The organism is Paenibacillus sp. FSL M7-0420, from assembly GCF_038002345.1.
Classification (GTDB): domain Bacteria; phylum Bacillota; class Bacilli; order Paenibacillales; family Paenibacillaceae; genus Paenibacillus_AQ.
This window is the reverse complement of the sequence record NZ_JBBOCJ010000001.1, coordinates 2,368,715-2,384,843: the sequence shown is the minus strand read 5'-3', so window position 1 is coordinate 2,384,843 and position 16,129 is coordinate 2,368,715. Positions and strand designations below refer to the sequence as shown.

Sequence of the window (16,129 nt, the reverse complement as noted above, 5' to 3'; positions counted from 1 at the left end):
AGGGGTAAAGCTGACAGCGGTCCAGGGAAGCCCCCGGCTGTTCAGACCGGACTCATCCGTACAGCAGAGGCTGGGGAAGCTTCTGCTGCCCGGCTGCCGCAGGAGACCTGCGGGCAGCTGCTGGCGCTGCCGCAGCGGGCGGCATGTGTATTGGCCTAAGGCCGATACGCAACGTAGCGCCTGACCCGCCGCCTTCCTGATATACCTTAATTAGTCCCCGCTTTGCACTGCAATCCGGCCAGTCTTACACAATAACCCTCATGTCCTGCTTAGATAGGCGTACAAGTCGCCTAACGTATCTACCTGATTCTTTTGTAAGATCTGGCGGATGTAAGCTACCCACAGCTTCGCCGTCATCTTGGCATCCTCCAGTGCATGATGGCGGCCCTCAATGGGAATCTCATGAACCGCCAGCAGCTCATCCAGCGTGTAGTTGCTGCGGTGCGGCTCCAGCCAGCGGGCCAGCATCATCGTATCCAGCACCCGGTGGGTTAACTGCACCTTGGAGGTCTTCCATAGGGCGGCATTCAGGAACGCCTTGTCATGGGCACTTCCGTGCGCCACCAGCACCCGCTGGCCGACGAAGGACATGAAGTTATGCAGGCCGTCCATCAGCGGCGGAGCAGAGGAGGTCATCTCTGCTGAGATTCCGGTCAGTCTCGTAATATTGTCCGGAATCGTTGCCCCGCAGTTCACCAGTGTATAGAAGCATTCCTCTGCCTTGATCTCTTCCCCGACCACCCGGATCGCCCCGATGGACATAATCTCATCCCCGCCCTGGTGGGAGAAGCCCGTAGTCTCCAGATCGAATATCACCGTCTCCAGTTCAGACAGCGGAGTATGCAGCACCTCGGGACGCCGTTTCTCGCGCATCAGAGAACGGATAAAGGCCATTTGCTGGGCTGTCTGCTGCGCCGATTCTCCGCCTCTCATGGAAGCGATGGCGGAGGGCATTCCGCCTTGCCGCAGATTATTCCAGAATCCTCCGCCCTTGCTCGGCTCCTTCATAGCTGTCTCCTTTCCGCTGACCGGAGCTGCCGCTGCAGCGCCTTATGCAGGCGCCGGATCAGCAGCAGGCTTTCCCGCAGCTCCGCCCGGAGCTGCTTATTCTTCAGATCATTCTCCGCATAATAATCACTGCTCACGAGCAGGCCGTCCGTCACCGTAAACGGCGTGTTCACCCGCATCCTGAGCGCCGTCAGACAAGCCCGCCTGATCTCTTCCAGATGCTGATACTGCTCCAGCTTAGCCAGCTCATCCAGCCGCTTCAGTGTCGAAGTTGCTTCGATTCCGTGCAGCAGCGACAAATGCCTGACAATATTGACAAGCGGAATGTAGAGGCCGTATTTGACATCGAAGCCGCCGGCATTATCACCGAACCGTTCCGTGAGCACCTGCCCCAGCAGATTCAGCGTTGCTTTATGACGCACCGTATTGCGCAGCACCGCCATCGTCAATTTGCTGTTATCTGTGAATCCGGCATGCAGGGCTTCCCGCCACTGCGCAGACAGCGCCTCACTTCCCGCTACATGACGCATATCCGAAGCTATAATCAGGTACCGGACAGGCTCCCATTCGAGTTGCTCCATCCAGTCAGCCAGCTGGCGCTTCCAGTCTGCCAGTGACTTCCGCCAGAGCGGCTCAGAGCACATGACCCTGCCCTCGCATTTCTCATAGCCAATCGCCTCAAGCATATCCGACAGCATGCTGCCAAAAGCTTCGAAATACCTTTTCCGCTCACCCTCCAGCGCTTCCTCTACAATTAAGCCGTTATCCTGATCGCTCCACAGCGTAGCCTCCTGCCGGCCCGCACTGCCGAATACAATAAAGGAATAGGCGCAGGGAGGCAGGCCGTAGCCCGCCTCCTTCATCTGCGCCTCACATATGCGTACCGCCGTCCCGGCAAGCTGGTCATGCATCGCATTGACCCGGTGCATCCATTCCTGAACGGGAATCACACTCAGTTGCTCCAGCAGCACTTGCTGACATGCGGTACGCCTCGCCTTAAGCTCCTCTGGCGAACCGGCTGTTACGATGGACAAGTAACTTTCTTCTTCGTTCCAATCTGCTGCCTCCATCGAAGCCACTCGGTCCGCCTCCCTGCCTGAGTATAAATATTAGTGTTTGAGGGTTTTGGATTCTGATTCACTAATCAGCTTCATTTGCTCAGGATAACCGTACGTACCATGCTCACTGATATCCAGACCCATCAATTCTTCTTCTTCCGTTACACGGATACCCATAACCATTTTCATTACATACAGGATGACGAAGGACATCACAGCTACGAACACGAAGGTTCCGACTACACCCAGTGCCTGCACACCGAGCTGATGGAAGCCGCCGCCGTAGAACAGACCTGCTTTACCTACTAGTGCGCCTTGTTCAATCAGATCAGGTGCTGCGAAGAGGCCTGTAGACAACGCACCCCACATACCGGCGATACCATGTACAGAGAAAGCATAGATCGGATCATCCAATCCTGCACGCTCCAGCCACTGCGAGGTCATGAAGGTGAAGGCACCGGCAATGAGACCGATAATGATGGCTGCCCAAGGCTCTACGAAGGCACAGGCACCGGTAATGGCAACCAGAGCTGCCAGTACGCCGTTAAGCATGGCCGGAATATCGGATTTACCGAAGTACAGCCAGGAAGCTGCCAGTGCTGCCAGACCGCCTGCCGCCGCTGCAATGTTCGTAGTCAGCGCTACGTGTCCGAAGAATCCGCCCATAGGAGACAAGGCGCTGCCTGGGTTAAAGCCGAACCAGCCGAACCAGAGAATGATAACCCCAAGTACAGTGAAGACCTGGTTATGACCCGGAATAATAACCGGCTTGCCTTCTTTGTTGAATTTGCCAAGACGGGGCTTGAGGAGAATGGTCGCCACTACAGCCGCCGTTGCACCTGTAAGATGGACTACTGTAGAACCTGCATAATCCTGCATGCTCAGCTCTGCCAGCCAGCCGCCGCCCCATACCCAGTGAGCGACAACCGGATAAATTACAACCGAGAAGAGAATTCCGAAGATAATATATACGCTAAGCTTAGCACGTTCAGCCATACCGCCGGATACAATCGCCAGGGAGACTGCGGCAAATGCCATTTGGAACAGGAATTTCGTATTTAGTGTAACATCGGAGAAGGCCAGGGATTCAAATGCAGAGGCCGTAGAATCACCGCCGTAGAAGAAGCCTGTAGTTCCGAAGAAGCTGTTGCCGTTACCGAAGCCAAGGCCAAAGCCCAGTGCCCAGAAGCACAAACTGGCAATCGCCAGTGTCAGTACCGTCTTACCGGCCACGTGACCGGCATTCTTCATCCGGACCGAACCCGCCTCAAGTAATGCAAATCCTGATTGCATGAAGAACACAAGGATAAATGCCAGGAACGTAAATGCAGTGTCGAGTCCAATCTGCAGATCCGGTGCTGCCGGACCCTCAGCCGCGAAGGCGCTGACCGGATAGATCATTAGTGTAATCATACCCAGGAACATCATCAACATCTTTTTTTTCATAGTGTACCCCACTCCCCAATGTTATATTTTCTAACAAAGCGTGAAACTCTTAATGTCATTATAATCAGAAGTCAGGTAAATTGACAAGACTATTTTTTTGAATGCTCTAATTTAATTCTGGAAGCTGTACCATTCTTCACTCAAGGACCACTCCCGAGCATGATTACCGGTAACCCGCCAGGACTAGCGTGCTTCCTTACGTACCAATTATGCAAACGCATACAGTCAACAGAGCTTTCCCCTAGTTTGCATACTGTATTTTTATTAATGTCTATTAGTAAACATGCCTTTTATTATCCTTTGATCACACCACTTCGCACTCTCCGCCCACCGCGATCCTGATGATTTACAGATGACCTGGGCGCTCAATTATGTAACACGTTATGTCATGTTTAACATGACTTCTTATCCTCTAAGGGGTATTTTCGCTTTGATTGCCTCCCCAGCATCTTTATGAAAAGTCAGCATATACTTTAAAGTAAGCGTCACGTTTGACTGTACGGTTTCCAATTTGATATGATTATTTTACGCAGGAAATAGCGAGGTGAGATAACTTGGAGATATGACCCTTTACCGGATCGGAGAGCTGGCCAAGGCGGCCGGCATCAGTGAACGTACCATTGATTATTATACGAAGCTTGGACTGATAACACCGGAATCCAGGAGCATGAAGAATTACCGGCTCTACAGTCATGAAACCTTAGTCGTTCTGCAACGTATTAATCAGCTTAAGCAAGAGAAATATACATTGGAAGAAATCAAATCCCTGATGGGCAAGTGGAATGCAGCCACACCTGAGGCTGAGGTCTCCGGCAAGCTGGTCCAGCTTGAGCTTCAGATGCAGCAGCTGGAACGGGAAGTGAAGGCCCTGGAGCCCGTGATAAGCGGTTTGAAGCCGGGCCAGGCCAACCGGGCACTGGCAGCACTGATTCCTCAGGGCGTCGCCTGTATGGAAGCGATCCGGCTTCTGCTGACGCAGGGGCCGCCAATGTAACAGCTTGTAATTTATAATGGAGGAATGAGCACATATGATGCCACTAATGTATGTATTGTTAGCTGTCGCTTTTATCTTTTCTCTATGGGCCCAGTTCAGGGTCAAGGGCAATTTCAAGAAATGGGCCAAGGTGCCGAACATGAACGGCTTGACAGGTTATGAAGCTGCCCGGCGCATGCTGGATGCCAACGGACTCTACGATGTTCCCATTGAACCGGTTCAGGGAACCCTTACAGACCACTACGACCCGATTAACCGCGTTGTGCGGCTTTCAGAGCCTGTATATTATGAAAGCTCCATCGCAGCAGTCTCCGTCGCTTGTCACGAGATCGGCCATGCAATTCAGCACAAGGAGCATTATCCGATGCTGGCGCTCCGCCACCGGATGTTCCCGGTCGTGAACTTCGCCTCCGGGGTCGCTCCCTTCATGCTGCTGGCAGGCTTCATCTTCAGCTCGTTCAACCTTATCGGGCTCGGCATTATCTTCTTCTCTGCCGCAGTAGCCTTCCAGCTCGTCACGCTGCCCGTTGAATTCAACGCCAGCAGCCGCGCGCGTCAGATCATGGTACAGCAGGGCTTCATCCGTAATGATGAAGAGCGCGGCGTAGCCAAGGTCCTGAATGCCGCAGCACTTACCTATGTGGCAGCAGCACTGGTATCCCTGATCGAGCTGATCCGCCTGATCCTGATGTTCCTCGGTAACCGCGATTAAGATCTATATCACTACACAGACAATACCCCGGTAGGCTATGAGCCGACCGGGGTATTGTCTGTGTGTCTGTCTTTGAAATAGGTAAGCAGGAAGTTACGGAAGGACTGAGCGACCAGCGGCAGCTTGCCTTCCGCCCGGTGAATCAGCCCGACGGTTCTGGTAATCGTAGGCTCCACCACCCGGACCTGTGCAGGCTGCATCGGGTTGGTCTGGTAGAGCGCCATCTCCGGCAGCAAGCTTACCCCCATCCCGGCGGCTACCAGACCGCGGATCGTATCGGTCTCCCCGCCTTCAAAAGCAATTTGCGGCTTGAACCCTGCCGCAAGGCAGGCCTGCCACACAATCGGCCGCAGCGAGTAGCCTTGGCTGAACAATACGAACTTCTCGTCCCGCAGCTGCTCCAGCCGGATCACTTCCCTGCTTGCAAGCGGATGATTCTGCGGCAGAATGGCGAACAGCTCCTCGGTCATCACGATATCTCCGGCCACATGCCCTACATTCTCCGGGAACGGCGAGATGAATGCCAGATCCACCTCCCCAGAGATAACATCCTTGATTAAGGATGGATAGGCTCCCTGCTTGAAGCGGAATTTCACATGGGGATAATGACGGCGGAACTCCGCCACAATGGAAGGAATCAGATGGGTCCCGAGGCTGTGCGGGAAGCCGATGCGGATCTCGCCGCGCTCCGGGTCAAGGAATTCATGCACCTCCGCCACCGACCGGTCGAGTTCATTCAGCACCGACTCCACTCTTTTGCAAAAGAGCTGTCCTACAGGCGTAAGCTGCAAATTCCTTCCCTTCTGCATGAACAGATCCACTCCCAGCTCCTGCTCCAGCTGATGAATCTGGCGGCTTACCGCAGATTGTGCGACATGCAGCTCCTCCGCCGCTCTGGTGACATGTTCTTTCTGGGCAACCTTCAGAAAATACTGCAGCTGTCTAAGCTCCACGATTACACCCTTCCTTATCGCCGTTTTCGTTTGAATACACGGATGATTAGCCCATAGATGAAGAATCCGGCGATCAGTCCGCCGATATGAGCCATATAATTGATATTTGGAGCGGCAAAGGACATGATAATCCCCATCACCAGAAGTCCGTAAAGCGTCTTGCGCGAGCCCTCATCCATCATTGCCCTTTGGAACACTGCAATATAGAGGAATGCGCCATAGACGGCGTAGATCGCCCCCGAGGCCCCTACAGAGACAATTCCAATCTCCACATTCCCGCGGCTGCTTATAAGAACCCACAGCAGATTAGCAATGAAGCCGCCGCCCAGATACAGCAGTGCATAACGCCACCAGCCCATCAGCCGCTCCAGCGGCGGGGCGAACACAAGCAGCGAGAAGCTGTTGAAGAACAAATGGGCGAAGCCGTTGTGAAGGAACATCGCCGTTACGCAGCGCCACAGCTCATCCGTTTCAGCACCCACATTGACCGTAGCCCCGTACTCCACAAGTGTATACAGGTTGGTGGAGCCGCCATTCAGGGACAGCACGATAAACATAACCACATTGGCCAGAATCAGCGCACAGGTTACAGGATAATACCGGAGATAGCTTCTCCACTTCTCATACCTTATAAAAATCATAACACCCATCCTTTTATGTATGTTGTCCAGCTCGACATCCAGCTTCTAAAAAGATTATAATTTATTCTGGCAGGTACATGCCAATAATGCAATTCAAGGAGGAAACAAGGACATGACGCAAGAAAGAACAGGCGTAGCCACTTTTAAGGGCAACCCCATTACTCTGGTAGGCCCGCAGCTGCAAGCTGGAGATTCCGCGCCGCAATTCACGGTAAGCAAGAATCTTCTGGAAAATGTTACACTTACAGATTACGCTGGCAAAATCAAGCTGATCAGCGTTGTACCTTCCCTGGATACCGGTGTGTGCGATGCGCAGACCCGCCGCTTCAACAGTGAAGCTGCCGGTCTTGGCGATGATGTGGTCATCCTCACCATCAGCACAGATCTTCCTTTCGCCCAGGCCCGCTGGTGCGGCGCCGCAGGCATCGACAGTGTAATCACCCTGTCCGACCACAAAGAGACTTCCTTCGGACAAGCCTATGGCGTCCTGATCAAGGAATTCCGCCTCGACATGCGCTCCATCTTCGTTGTAGACAAGAACGACACTTTGGCTTATGTCGAGTATCTCGGTGAAATGGCTGAGCACCCGGACTACGAAGCGGCGATTTCCGCAGTTAAAGCTCTGCTCTAGGCTTGAACGGACAGCACTGATATGTTATACAGCATCCAAGCCTATAAATGTACATTTTTGAAAAAAAGCGGCAGAAGGTCATCCTTCTCCGCTTTTTGCGTATGATGATCAATAAGGATATCCGTGCCCGGAACGGGCTGTCCCACTCGCGGAAACCGCATACAATCCCGGCAATACAAGCCCGAATGCTGTCCTTAATCCACCTTATATTTGCCCAGCTTCTTATCCAGAGACTGGTACAAACGCTGAATGACACGGTAATTGGCACCCAGATCGCCAAGCGACCCTCTGGATGCTGAATATATATCTACGGCACAGCGTACGGGCGTGGTGCTTAACACAGATACGGTAATATCCAGCGAGCGGCCTAACGCCGTTCTTTTCTCCAGGGTAATCTCCCCTACAGATTGTACTTCATGCAAGACCTTATAACCAGGAATTTTCTTCAGCGTTGCGGATACTTCATCCCACGCCTTGTCTCTTGAAAGATTGTAATAACGCGTTTTCAATGCCGGATCTTTGGCACGGTCGCTTGTTCCGTCATGACTGCGAAATAAACCGACCAAGGTTCTTTTCAACGACAAAATTCTTCCCCCTCTTCAAATCCCAAGTTCACTACCCTAAGTGTAACACTCTTGTCCGCGGAACAAAAGGGCATTGCTCACTTTAACCTTGAAAAAGGCACCCTCTACCCGCTGGTGAGCAGGTAACAGGATGCCTTGTCAATTCCATTAGAAAACCCGCCTATGCCGTCCGGCTGCAGTGTCTTCTGAACCTGCTAGAGCAGGTGGGTGACCGCAGAAGTCGTTTTTGAATTCCCCAGGTCATATAGACAGGGCTGTTCAGCCGCGCTTCATGTAGATCTCCCAAGACATTATCATTGGTTCAAAACAACGAGCAACCATAACGTACATCGCAGGATTTATAATCATTATATTGCGTTTTGACGAAAAAGTAAACCTGTATGCGCTTTATTTAACGCCGGGATCATTTTCCGTTGACATTACTGCCCGGATGATCGCAGGAATGTTAAGTCCTCTTAAAATCCTTAACGGTGTCCTTATCTCTGTCGTCTTCATCCTCGTCTTCGTCCTCATCGGTCGGCAGACCTTCATTCTCAGCTGCTTCCAGCGCGGCCTGTTCTTCAGCCAGCTTCTTCTTCTCCACCTGTAGTTGCAGCTTATTGTATGTAGCGAAGAAATTAAAGAAGGCGAGCATAGCAATCAGCGTAGGAATACACAGCACATAGAGCACCGGATACCGCAGACCTATATAGAGAAGAACGCCTGAACCAATCAACGTCGAGAACACACGGATCGGCCGGGCGATCGTGAGCAGAATCGAATTGGTTACCACTTCCTTGAACGTCATCTGGTAGTGAACCACGATGGAGAAGAAGTTAAACATCGATACGAACAAAATAATCATCAGCACCAGCATCAGGATACCAACGATCTTGAAATTCGGCATTTGCGTCATGTATACGGTCACATCAACGTACATCACGACAAACAGCAGGGTGTAGATAAGCCCTCCCAGCATGCTTTTCAGATAATTCTCTTTGTATCCCTGAAAAAAAGTGCGGAATGTACTTACATCGGTATTGCCCATTACCCATTTGCGCACCACTGTAAATAACGCCGACGTAGCCGGAAATACAGTGAATGGCGCGAATACGCCAAGTACCCAGTTCAGCATAATCTGCTCATTCGGTCCGCCTGCTCCTGAACCCAGCATGAGGATCTTCATAATTCCTGCGAACAGGAACGGTATCGAACACAATGCCCATAAAATATTGCTGAAGGCGATGCGTGAGATCCATTCCGTGATGCGGTATATACCGCCCATTGCTCCTTTAAACTCCAATTCCCTTCCTCCTGTCTATCTTGTGCATACTGCGTATCTTAACTATACCTGTTTGTACAGGACTTTTCCAGCGCCCAAGTTTACAAGTTCTAGGTAAGTGTCTAAGCAAGCTCTGCAATACGTCCATATATTACATTGTAACCACAACAAATCCCCCATTTTCAAAGGAGGTTGACCTCATGTCTGCACCTGGCTGCTGCAATCCCTGGACTTCCACCGGAACAATTCTCGTGCTCTTCATCCTGCTGGTCATCATCAGCCGTACCTTCATCTAAGTGAATCCACAGTAAAAAAGAAGACGGGAACCGGTAACGGTTGCTCGTCTTCTTCAAGGTGTTCTGTTATAGCTTAAGCGTCAAAATCCTGCTTGGCCGGGCGGGTGCTTGTGCTGCTCGGACGCGAAGACGGTCTTCCGTCTGTGTTACGGCTCGCTCCATCACGGTTGCCTTTGTAGCCGCCGCCGTAGCTGCTGCCGCTTCCGCTGTTGCCGCCATAGCCGCTGCTGTAGCCGCCACGGGTGCTTCCGCCGCTGCTGGCGTTGTCACGATTTCCGCGATAGCCGCCGCCGCTTGCATTGTCCCGGTTGCCGCGATAGCCGCCACCGGAGCTAGAACCGGAACCGGAACGGTTGCCGCCATAGCCGCCGTTAGGCTTACGACCGCTGCGGATATCGTTCTTGCCGCCACGGCGCTTGGCACGGATCGGATCTTCAGGAGTCAGCTCAATTTGCGCATCCTTGTTATCGCCGGTCAGAAGCTTCATAGCTGCGGACAGCAGCTGAACAGAATCATATTGCTCCAGCAATTGAATGGCAATTCCTTTGTATTCGTTCAGTTCGCCAACCTCAACCATTGCCAGCAGACGTTCTGCTGTAATGCGTTGTTTGCCTTCAATAGCCTCAGCCATTGTTGGAAGCGGTTTGCGGGTAATGCGGTGACGGGTCACGCGCTCTATCAGGTGCAGGTGATCCATTTCGCGCGGAGTCACGAAGGACCATGCAGTACCTTCTTTGCCGGCGCGGCCTGTACGGCCGATACGGTGTACATAGCTCTCCGGGTCCTGCGGAAGGTCAAAGTTGATTACGTGCGTTACGCCGGATACGTCCAGACCGCGTGCAGCAACGTCTGTAGCTACCAGTACATCAATGCTGCCGTCGCGGAATTTGCGCATTACAGCATCGCGCTGGTTCTGCGACAAGTCGCCATGCAGGCCGTCAGCGGAATATCCGCGCTTCTGCAAGCCTTCTGCAAGCTCGTCTACCCGGCGCTTCGTGCGGCCGAATACAATGGCCAGATCTGGCGATTCCATGTCAATCAAGCGGCTAAGCGCTTCGAATTTCTGGCGTTCAGGCACTTCAACATAAGCCTGGTCGATCAGCGGTGCGCTAATCTGTTTAGGAATTACGGATACATGCTGCGGGTTCTTCAGGAACTGCTGGGCAAGGCGTTGAATGTTAGGAGGCATAGTAGCCGAGAAGAGCATGGTCTGACGTTCTTCAGGAACGAGCTTGAGGATGGTCTGGATATCCTCCATGAAGCCCATATCTAGCATTTCATCGGCTTCATCCAGTACGATCGTCTGAACATCATCCAGGCGGATGGTCTTGCGGTTGATATGGTCCAGGAGGCGTCCTGGTGTACCAATAATAATCTGTGGTTTTCTCTTCAGTCCGCGGATCTGACGGCCGATATCCTGCCCGCCGTAGATTGCCAGTGAACGAAGTCCTTTGAAGCGGGTCAACTTACCGATTTCTTCAGCGACCTGGATGGCCAGCTCACGTGTTGGCGTCATTACCAGTGCCAGAATCTTCTCTTCTTCTCTTGCGATCTTGGAGATGAGGGGAATCCCGAAGGCTGCGGTCTTACCTGTACCCGTCTGTGCCTGTCCGATAAGATCCGATCCGGCCATAGCAAGCGGGATAGCCTGCTCCTGGATTGGTGTTGCTTCCTCAAATCCTAGCTCTGTGATTGCTTGAAGTACTTTTGGCTCCAAGCCGAATTCTGCGAATGTTTTCAAATTATTCATGCTCCTTCTATACAGTGGACATTCCACATGCTTGTCTGTATTCTTAAGTAGCGGTAAACACATTTATAGGCTGTCCAATCATGCCGGATTTTCTGCATGGTTTAGCGCGTATTGGGACAAACAACTGTCCTATGATCAGGCCACTACATACACCTGACAATTGTAGCTTCGCATTCTAAGCAATGCAAAAATACCATTGTAACGTCCTACTCAAGAATATCCTATACATTATATCACAAACCCAATCAGGAATACCAGTGTATTCCTTACTTTCATTACTTACATGACACTCACACTACACTCAGAGGTGAATTTGCTTGGTTAAACTAAGATTATTCGGGAGCTTTCTTGCCGTTCTCTTCGGTTCAGCGATGATCGCAAGCGGCTTTAATCTGTTCCTGATCCCCCACAGACTGCTCAGCGGAGGCGTATCCGGCCTCGCCATGCTGGCTGGTTATTTCACTCCTTTTAACATCAGCTTACTCTATTTACTCTTCAATATCCCGCTGCTAGCTGCCGGTTGGTTCCAGCTCGGCCGGAGATTTATCATTCTGAGCATTGTCTCTGTAGGGGCAACAACCTGGATGATGACAGTGGTACCAGTCTTTCATGTATCGTCGGATATGCTGCTTGCCTCTGTGTTCGGAGGGGTGCTCGTAGGTGTCGGGGCTGGTGTGTCCTTCCGGGTAGGCGGCTCCTCGGGCGGCTTCGATATTCTGGGCTCCATTATAACACGGTACCGGGATTTCCCGGTAGGCAGTGTGCTGGTCGGCCTCAATGGTCTCGTCATTCTTGCTGCGGCTTATTTTGACGACAACTGGAATCTGGCGCTTGCCTCGATGGTCTCCATTTACGTCACCGGCAAGGTGGTCGACCTGATTCATATCAGCCACATCAAAGTTACCGTGTACATCATCACCAACCGGACTGACGAGCTGCTGCAGCAATTGCTGGGCCTTCAGCGCGGCGTTACAAAATTTAAGACAGAAGGTGCTTATTCTCATGTAGAACGGGACATGCTAATGACAGTGACCACACGGTATGAGCTTGCAGAACTGAAACGTATTATTAAAACAAGCGACCCGCAGGCTTTTGTAAATATTGTTGAGACTGTCGGTGTAATGGGCTCTTTCCGCAAACGGTAATTCATAAGAAAATGCTTATCCGTTCAAATTATGTTATATTATAGCTACGCAGGACCTTAACAATTTCATGAAGATTGTGATTTACCCTCTTTTTTCCAGGCACTTCGTTTTTCCGGGTGGACCCTGAATTCTGATTCAGTTCGATTCGAAAAAGGAAAGGGTGATTTTTGTGGAAATGGAAACGGTAAAACTGTCAGCAATCGTCATGAGGTGGTATCCGGATATGATACCGTTCCTGAAGCAGGACGAACTCAATTCTGTAATCGTACTGCGTGACGGTCTGAGTATTCTGGAACCGGCAGATGCCATGGATATCATCCATTACAGCATTTGCGAGCATCAGAATTCTGCGTATCTTCATTAAGCAAGCTGCCCTAAAGAGCAAGTTGTAATAGTTGCCGTCCTGGTCATTGGCCTTCGTGCCAGTCCGGGGCGGCATTTACTTTTATAATCAGCGGTTCAAAATCTGTACATCCCGTTTATAAACAACAAGAGCGGAAATATGACCTCAAAAAATTACGGGTATTGTTACAAGTCTGTTCTTTTTGGGTGCATCCGTTACCTTATACTTTATAAGGAATGTACATAAAGGGAGCGAATAAGAAATGAATATCACCTGGGCTTTACTGATGATGGCCCTGGGAGGCGTAGGTGTCCCCAATCAAGGACATGAAGCCGATGTGGCAGCAGTACTGCAGAGCGCCATGAATCCCCCCATCGTCGCAGAACACACCACTAATCCGGACGCAGCAGCATCACCGAACGGGGGCGGTACTGCCTCTCCTTCACCTTCACCAAGCGCATCGCCGGAGACAGCACTTCTTGCCGATCCGCAGCCGGATGCTCCCAAGGTTAAAGGGATATACGTGACTGCCTACAGCGCCGGGGGTGCACGGATGGAGACCCTGCTTGCCCTGCTGGACAAGACTGAGCTCAACTCCATGGTTATCGATATTAAGGATGATGCCGGATACATCACCTACAAGACGGACAATGCTGAGCTTCAGCAAATGGGACATCCACAGCCGTTCATAGGTGATATCAACAAGCTGATGACCCGCCTGAAGGAGCATGATGTCTACCCGATTGCGCGGATCGTAGTATTCAAGGATTCTGTGCTCGCCAAAAAGAACAAGGAATTATCGTTCGTGAACAAAGACGGCTCGGTCTGGGCCAACAAAGGCGGAGACAGCTTCGTCAATCCTTATAATGAAAATGTATGGAAGTATAACGTAGATATTGCCAAGGAGGCCGTTAAGCTCGGGTTCAAGGAAATCCAGTTTGACTATGTGCGCTTCCCTGAAGGCTTCGAGAAGCGTGCGGACACTCTGAAATACACGAAGAGCGACAGACCGCGCGTGGAAATTATCGCTGACTTTGTTAAGTATGCCAAAGCTGAGCTGGCACCGCTGGGAGTTCGGATCTCTGTGGATATCTTCGGCTATGCCGCCTCGGTACCTGCTGCAGAAGGTATCGGCCAGGATTTCGTGAAGATCTCCAAGAATGTCGATGTCATCAGCCCGATGGTCTATCCGAGCCATTATTCCACCGGCTGGTTCGATGTGAAGGACCCGGACAAAGACCCTTATGCTACCATTAAGGGCTCAATGGTCGATACACACAAGAAGCTGAATCCGCTAGGCAGCTTCAAACCGGTAATCCGCCCATGGATTCAGGATTTCACCGCCAGCTGGCTGGGCAGCGGGCATTATGTCAAATACGGCAAGAAGCAGGTTGAAGATCAGATCCGCGCCTTGAAGGATCAGAATATTGACGAATTCCTGCTCTGGAATGCCAACAACCGCTATACGGCCGATGTGAAGTACGACCAATAAGCTTTCTGCAATTATCCAGATGTATCCATAGCCGCATGATATTAGAGAGCCCGGCAGCTGCCGGGCTTTTTACTGGGAATATTTTCACTGGGAATATAAGTATTTAAAATAAAGATAACGGGGCATTGATGATTATGAAACAGACAACTTCCATTAAACAAAAGGCCGGGCAATTCCTGCATATATTGCTTCCGATTCTGATTACTCAGATTGCATTGTCGGCCATTACCTTCTTCGACACCAATATGTCCGGCAAATTCGGCACGAATGATCTGGCCGGCGTAGCCATCGGCACAAGCCTGTGGATTCCGATCCAGACAGGCCTTAGCGGTATTCTTATGGGGATTACACCCATTGTGTCTCATCTCCTCGGCAGTAAGCGGGGTAAGGATGTGGCTAACCAGGTGATGCAGGGCATTTGGCTCTCCCTGATCGTATCCGTGCTCGTGCTGATTCTTGGCAGCCTCGCGCTCACACCGATCCTGAATTTCATGAATCTGGAGCCTGCGGTACGAGATATTGCCTTCCGCTTCCTCGGTGCCATCTCCTTCGGCATTATCCCGCTGTTCGGCTATACCGTTGTCCGCAGCTGTATTGATGCCCTGGGTCAGACCCGTGTCTCCATGTTCATCACCCTGATTGCCCTGCCGGTCAATGTGGGACTTAACTATCTGCTGATCTTCGGCAACTTCGGCTTCCCCCGCCTTGGCGGAGTAGGCGCAGGCGTAGCCTCTGCGATCACGTATTGGGTCATTTTTCTGATTGCCCTAATCTTTGTCTACCGGGCTGAGCCTTTCCGCAATCTGCAGATTTTCCGTAAATTTCACGCGGTGTCCCTGGTAAGTCTCAAGGAGCTGCTGAAGATTGGTGTGCCTATCGGCTTTTCGATCTTCTTCGAGACGGCGGTGTTCTCGGCTGTAACCCTGCTGATGAGCCGCTTCGATACCATTACAATCGCTGCCCATCAGGCCGCCATTAACTTCGCCTCCACCCTCTATATGATTCCGCTGAGCATCTGCATGAGTCTGACGATTCTCGTCGGCTTCGAGAGCGGCTCCGGCCGGCTGAAGGATGCGCGCCAGTATGGCATTATGGGCATTGCTACGGCGGCTGTCCTCTCCCTGCTCACAGCGCTGGTGCTGCTCTTCGCCGGGAATCATGTCGCCGGACTGTATTCGGATGACCATGAGGTGATCTCGCTGATCCAGCATTTCCTGATCTACGCGATCTTCTTCCAGATCTCCGATGCCATCGCAACCCCGACTCAAGGCGTGCTGCGGGGATACAAGGATGTTAACCCTGCGTTCGTCATCTGCTTTATTGCCTATTGGGTGATCGGCCTGCCCGTCGGATACGTGCTTGCCACTTATACCGAGCTTGGGGCATACGGCTACTGGATCGGACTCATTACCGGCCTTGGAATCGGCGCAATTCTGCTCCTGACCCGCCTCGTCAGGGTGCAGAGAAGATTCGCCCCCGAGAAGGCATAATTGACAACAGCCACAGGCAGGGAGTGTTGCGCTCCCTCGTCTGTGGCTGTTATTCGCTTACCGGCTTTTGACAAGCAGCTCTACTGCTTCCTTAATCACTTGCTCAGGGGAGTTCCCCTTCGCAAGCTCTTCCTGAATGCAGTGCTCCAGATTGTCTCCGATCACGGCACCAATAGAGCGGTCTACGGCTGTTCGGATCGCTGTCAGCTGAGTTACAATCTCACGGCAATCCTTGCCTTCCTCCAGCATTCCGAGTACTCCCCTTACCTGACCTTCGATCCGCTTCAACCGGTTGGTAATAGCTTTATCATACTCCACTGTCATT

The 16,129-nt window shown here is 51.8% G+C and carries 17 protein-coding genes and 1 other RNA gene; 8 read left to right on the top strand and 10 right to left on the bottom strand.

What is annotated here, in order from left to right; genetic code table 11:
• Positions 1–258: 258 nt before the first annotated feature.
• Genes MKX51_RS09995 through MKX51_RS09985 form a run of 3 tightly spaced genes read right to left on the bottom strand, consistent with a single transcriptional unit; the run spans position 259 to position 3,512 of the window.
• On the bottom strand, positions 259–1,008 hold the full coding sequence (locus MKX51_RS09995) for an exonuclease domain-containing protein (RefSeq protein WP_036725197.1): 750 nt from the start codon (positions 1,006–1,008) through the stop codon (positions 259–261).
• Positions 1,005–2,078, bottom strand: a complete 1,074-nt coding sequence (locus tag MKX51_RS09990) for a DUF294 nucleotidyltransferase-like domain-containing protein (RefSeq protein WP_340944609.1) — start codon at positions 2,076–2,078, stop codon at positions 1,005–1,007. The genes MKX51_RS09995 and MKX51_RS09990 overlap by 4 nt, the downstream gene beginning before the upstream one ends.
• 39 nt (positions 2,079–2,117) lie before the next feature.
• The gene (locus tag MKX51_RS09985; protein WP_036725199.1) at positions 2,118–3,512 is read right to left on the bottom strand and encodes an ammonium transporter; all 1,395 of its coding nucleotides are present in this window, start codon (positions 3,510–3,512) and stop codon (positions 2,118–2,120) included.
• A 562-nt stretch (positions 3,513–4,074) separates the two neighbouring features.
• Here MKX51_RS09985 and MKX51_RS09980 point away from each other — a divergent pair.
• Both MKX51_RS09980 and MKX51_RS09975 read left to right on the top strand, forming a co-directional pair.
• A complete protein-coding gene (locus MKX51_RS09980; protein WP_036725200.1) occupies positions 4,075–4,506 on the top strand; it encodes a MerR family transcriptional regulator in 432 nt (143 codons plus the stop codon).
• Between the two features lie 34 nt (positions 4,507–4,540).
• On the top strand, positions 4,541–5,218 hold the full coding sequence (locus tag MKX51_RS09975) for a zinc metallopeptidase (RefSeq protein WP_445321996.1): 678 nt from the start codon (positions 4,541–4,543) through the stop codon (positions 5,216–5,218).
• A 35-nt stretch (positions 5,219–5,253) separates the two neighbouring features.
• On the opposite strand, the gene MKX51_RS09970 is transcribed toward MKX51_RS09975, so the two are convergent.
• Together MKX51_RS09970 and MKX51_RS09965 are read right to left on the bottom strand one after the other, a co-directional pair.
• The gene (locus MKX51_RS09970) at positions 5,254–6,171 is read right to left on the bottom strand and encodes a LysR family transcriptional regulator (RefSeq protein ID WP_340941920.1); all 918 of its coding nucleotides are present in this window, start codon (positions 6,169–6,171) and stop codon (positions 5,254–5,256) included.
• Positions 6,172–6,185: 14 nt separating this feature from the next.
• Positions 6,186–6,812, bottom strand: coding sequence for a rhomboid family intramembrane serine protease (locus MKX51_RS09965; protein ID WP_036725206.1), 627 nt, complete (start codon positions 6,810–6,812; stop codon positions 6,186–6,188).
• A 112-nt stretch (positions 6,813–6,924) separates the two neighbouring features.
• Here MKX51_RS09965 and tpx point away from each other — a divergent pair, with 112 nt between their 5' ends.
• On the top strand, positions 6,925–7,443 hold the full coding sequence (gene tpx, locus MKX51_RS09960) for a thiol peroxidase (protein ID WP_340992230.1): 519 nt from the start codon (positions 6,925–6,927) through the stop codon (positions 7,441–7,443).
• Positions 7,444–7,637: 194 nt separating this feature from the next.
• Here tpx and MKX51_RS09955 read toward each other — a convergent pair whose 3' ends face one another.
• The 3 genes from MKX51_RS09955 to MKX51_RS09945 all read right to left on the bottom strand — a co-directional run bounded on the left by MKX51_RS09955 (position 7,638) and on the right by MKX51_RS09945 (position 9,309).
• Entirely contained in the window at positions 7,638–8,027 is a 390-nt protein-coding gene (locus MKX51_RS09955; RefSeq protein ID WP_036725209.1) for a DUF1499 domain-containing protein, read from the bottom strand.
• 149 nt (positions 8,028–8,176) lie between these two features.
• Positions 8,177–8,368, bottom strand: a non-coding RNA gene (gene ssrS / locus MKX51_RS09950) — 6S RNA.
• A gap of 104 nt (positions 8,369–8,472) precedes the next feature.
• Entirely contained in the window at positions 8,473–9,309 is an 837-nt protein-coding gene (locus MKX51_RS09945; protein ID WP_340992229.1) for a YesL family protein, read from the bottom strand.
• A gap of 179 nt (positions 9,310–9,488) precedes the next feature.
• On the opposite strand from MKX51_RS09945, the gene MKX51_RS09940 reads away from it, so the two are divergent.
• Positions 9,489–9,584: a hypothetical protein gene (locus MKX51_RS09940; RefSeq protein WP_036702210.1), complete on the top strand. Its 96-nt coding sequence runs from the start codon at positions 9,489–9,491 to the stop codon at positions 9,582–9,584.
• 73 nt (positions 9,585–9,657) lie between these two features.
• On the opposite strand, the gene MKX51_RS09935 is transcribed toward MKX51_RS09940, so the two are convergent.
• Positions 9,658–11,325, bottom strand: coding sequence for a DEAD/DEAH box helicase (locus tag MKX51_RS09935; protein ID WP_036725212.1), 1,668 nt, complete (start codon positions 11,323–11,325; stop codon positions 9,658–9,660).
• 326 nt (positions 11,326–11,651) lie between these two features.
• Between MKX51_RS09935 and MKX51_RS09930 the strand changes: the two genes are divergently transcribed.
• From MKX51_RS09930 to MKX51_RS09915, 4 genes are all read left to right on the top strand, one after another.
• Entirely contained in the window at positions 11,652–12,479 is an 828-nt protein-coding gene (locus tag MKX51_RS09930) for a YitT family protein (RefSeq protein WP_340992228.1), read from the top strand.
• 175 nt (positions 12,480–12,654) lie between these two features.
• Complete coding sequence (locus MKX51_RS09925) at positions 12,655–12,843, top strand: hypothetical protein (protein ID WP_171718441.1); 189 nt, start codon at positions 12,655–12,657, stop codon at positions 12,841–12,843.
• 241 nt (positions 12,844–13,084) lie between these two features.
• On the top strand, positions 13,085–14,314 hold the full coding sequence (locus tag MKX51_RS09920; protein WP_340992227.1) for a putative glycoside hydrolase: 1,230 nt from the start codon (positions 13,085–13,087) through the stop codon (positions 14,312–14,314).
• A gap of 134 nt (positions 14,315–14,448) precedes the next feature.
• Positions 14,449–15,804 carry an MATE family efflux transporter gene (locus tag MKX51_RS09915; protein ID WP_340992226.1) on the top strand — a complete coding sequence of 452 codons (1,356 nt, stop codon included), beginning with the start codon at positions 14,449–14,451 and terminating at the stop codon, positions 15,802–15,804.
• Positions 15,805–15,861: 57 nt separating this feature from the next.
• On the opposite strand, the gene MKX51_RS09910 is transcribed toward MKX51_RS09915, so the two are convergent.
• Positions 15,862–16,128 carry a metal-sensitive transcriptional regulator gene (locus MKX51_RS09910; protein ID WP_445321995.1) on the bottom strand — a complete coding sequence of 89 codons (267 nt, stop codon included), beginning with the start codon at positions 16,126–16,128 and terminating at the stop codon, positions 15,862–15,864.
• Between the last annotated feature and the right edge of the window lies 1 nt (position 16,129).

Excerpts from the sequence above, each read along its gene's own strand:
- MKX51_RS09995 (WP_036725197.1), bottom strand. The coding sequence starts at position 1,008 with ATGAAGGAGCCGAGCAAGGGCGGAGGATTCTGGAATAATCTGCGGCAA.
- MKX51_RS09990 (WP_340944609.1), bottom strand. The coding sequence starts at position 2,078 with ATGGAGGCAGCAGATTGGAACGAAGAAGAAAGTTACTTGTCCATCGTA.
- MKX51_RS09985 (WP_036725199.1), bottom strand. The coding sequence starts at position 3,512 with ATGAAAAAAAAGATGTTGATGATGTTCCTGGGTATGATTACACTAATG.
- MKX51_RS09980 (WP_036725200.1), top strand. The coding sequence starts at position 4,075 with ATGACCCTTTACCGGATCGGAGAGCTGGCCAAGGCGGCCGGCATCAGT.
- MKX51_RS09975 (WP_445321996.1), top strand. The coding sequence starts at position 4,541 with ATGATGCCACTAATGTATGTATTGTTAGCTGTCGCTTTTATCTTTTCT.
- MKX51_RS09965 (WP_036725206.1), bottom strand. The coding sequence starts at position 6,812 with ATGATTTTTATAAGGTATGAGAAGTGGAGAAGCTATCTCCGGTATTAT.
- tpx (WP_340992230.1), top strand. The coding sequence starts at position 6,925 with ATGACGCAAGAAAGAACAGGCGTAGCCACTTTTAAGGGCAACCCCATT.
- MKX51_RS09940 (WP_036702210.1), top strand. The coding sequence starts at position 9,489 with ATGTCTGCACCTGGCTGCTGCAATCCCTGGACTTCCACCGGAACAATT.
- MKX51_RS09925 (WP_171718441.1), top strand. The coding sequence starts at position 12,655 with ATGGAAACGGTAAAACTGTCAGCAATCGTCATGAGGTGGTATCCGGAT.
- MKX51_RS09920 (WP_340992227.1), top strand. The coding sequence starts at position 13,085 with ATGAATATCACCTGGGCTTTACTGATGATGGCCCTGGGAGGCGTAGGT.
- MKX51_RS09915 (WP_340992226.1), top strand. The coding sequence starts at position 14,449 with ATGAAACAGACAACTTCCATTAAACAAAAGGCCGGGCAATTCCTGCAT.
- MKX51_RS09910 (WP_445321995.1), bottom strand. The coding sequence starts at position 16,128 with ATGACAGTGGAGTATGATAAAGCTATTACCAACCGGTTGAAGCGGATC.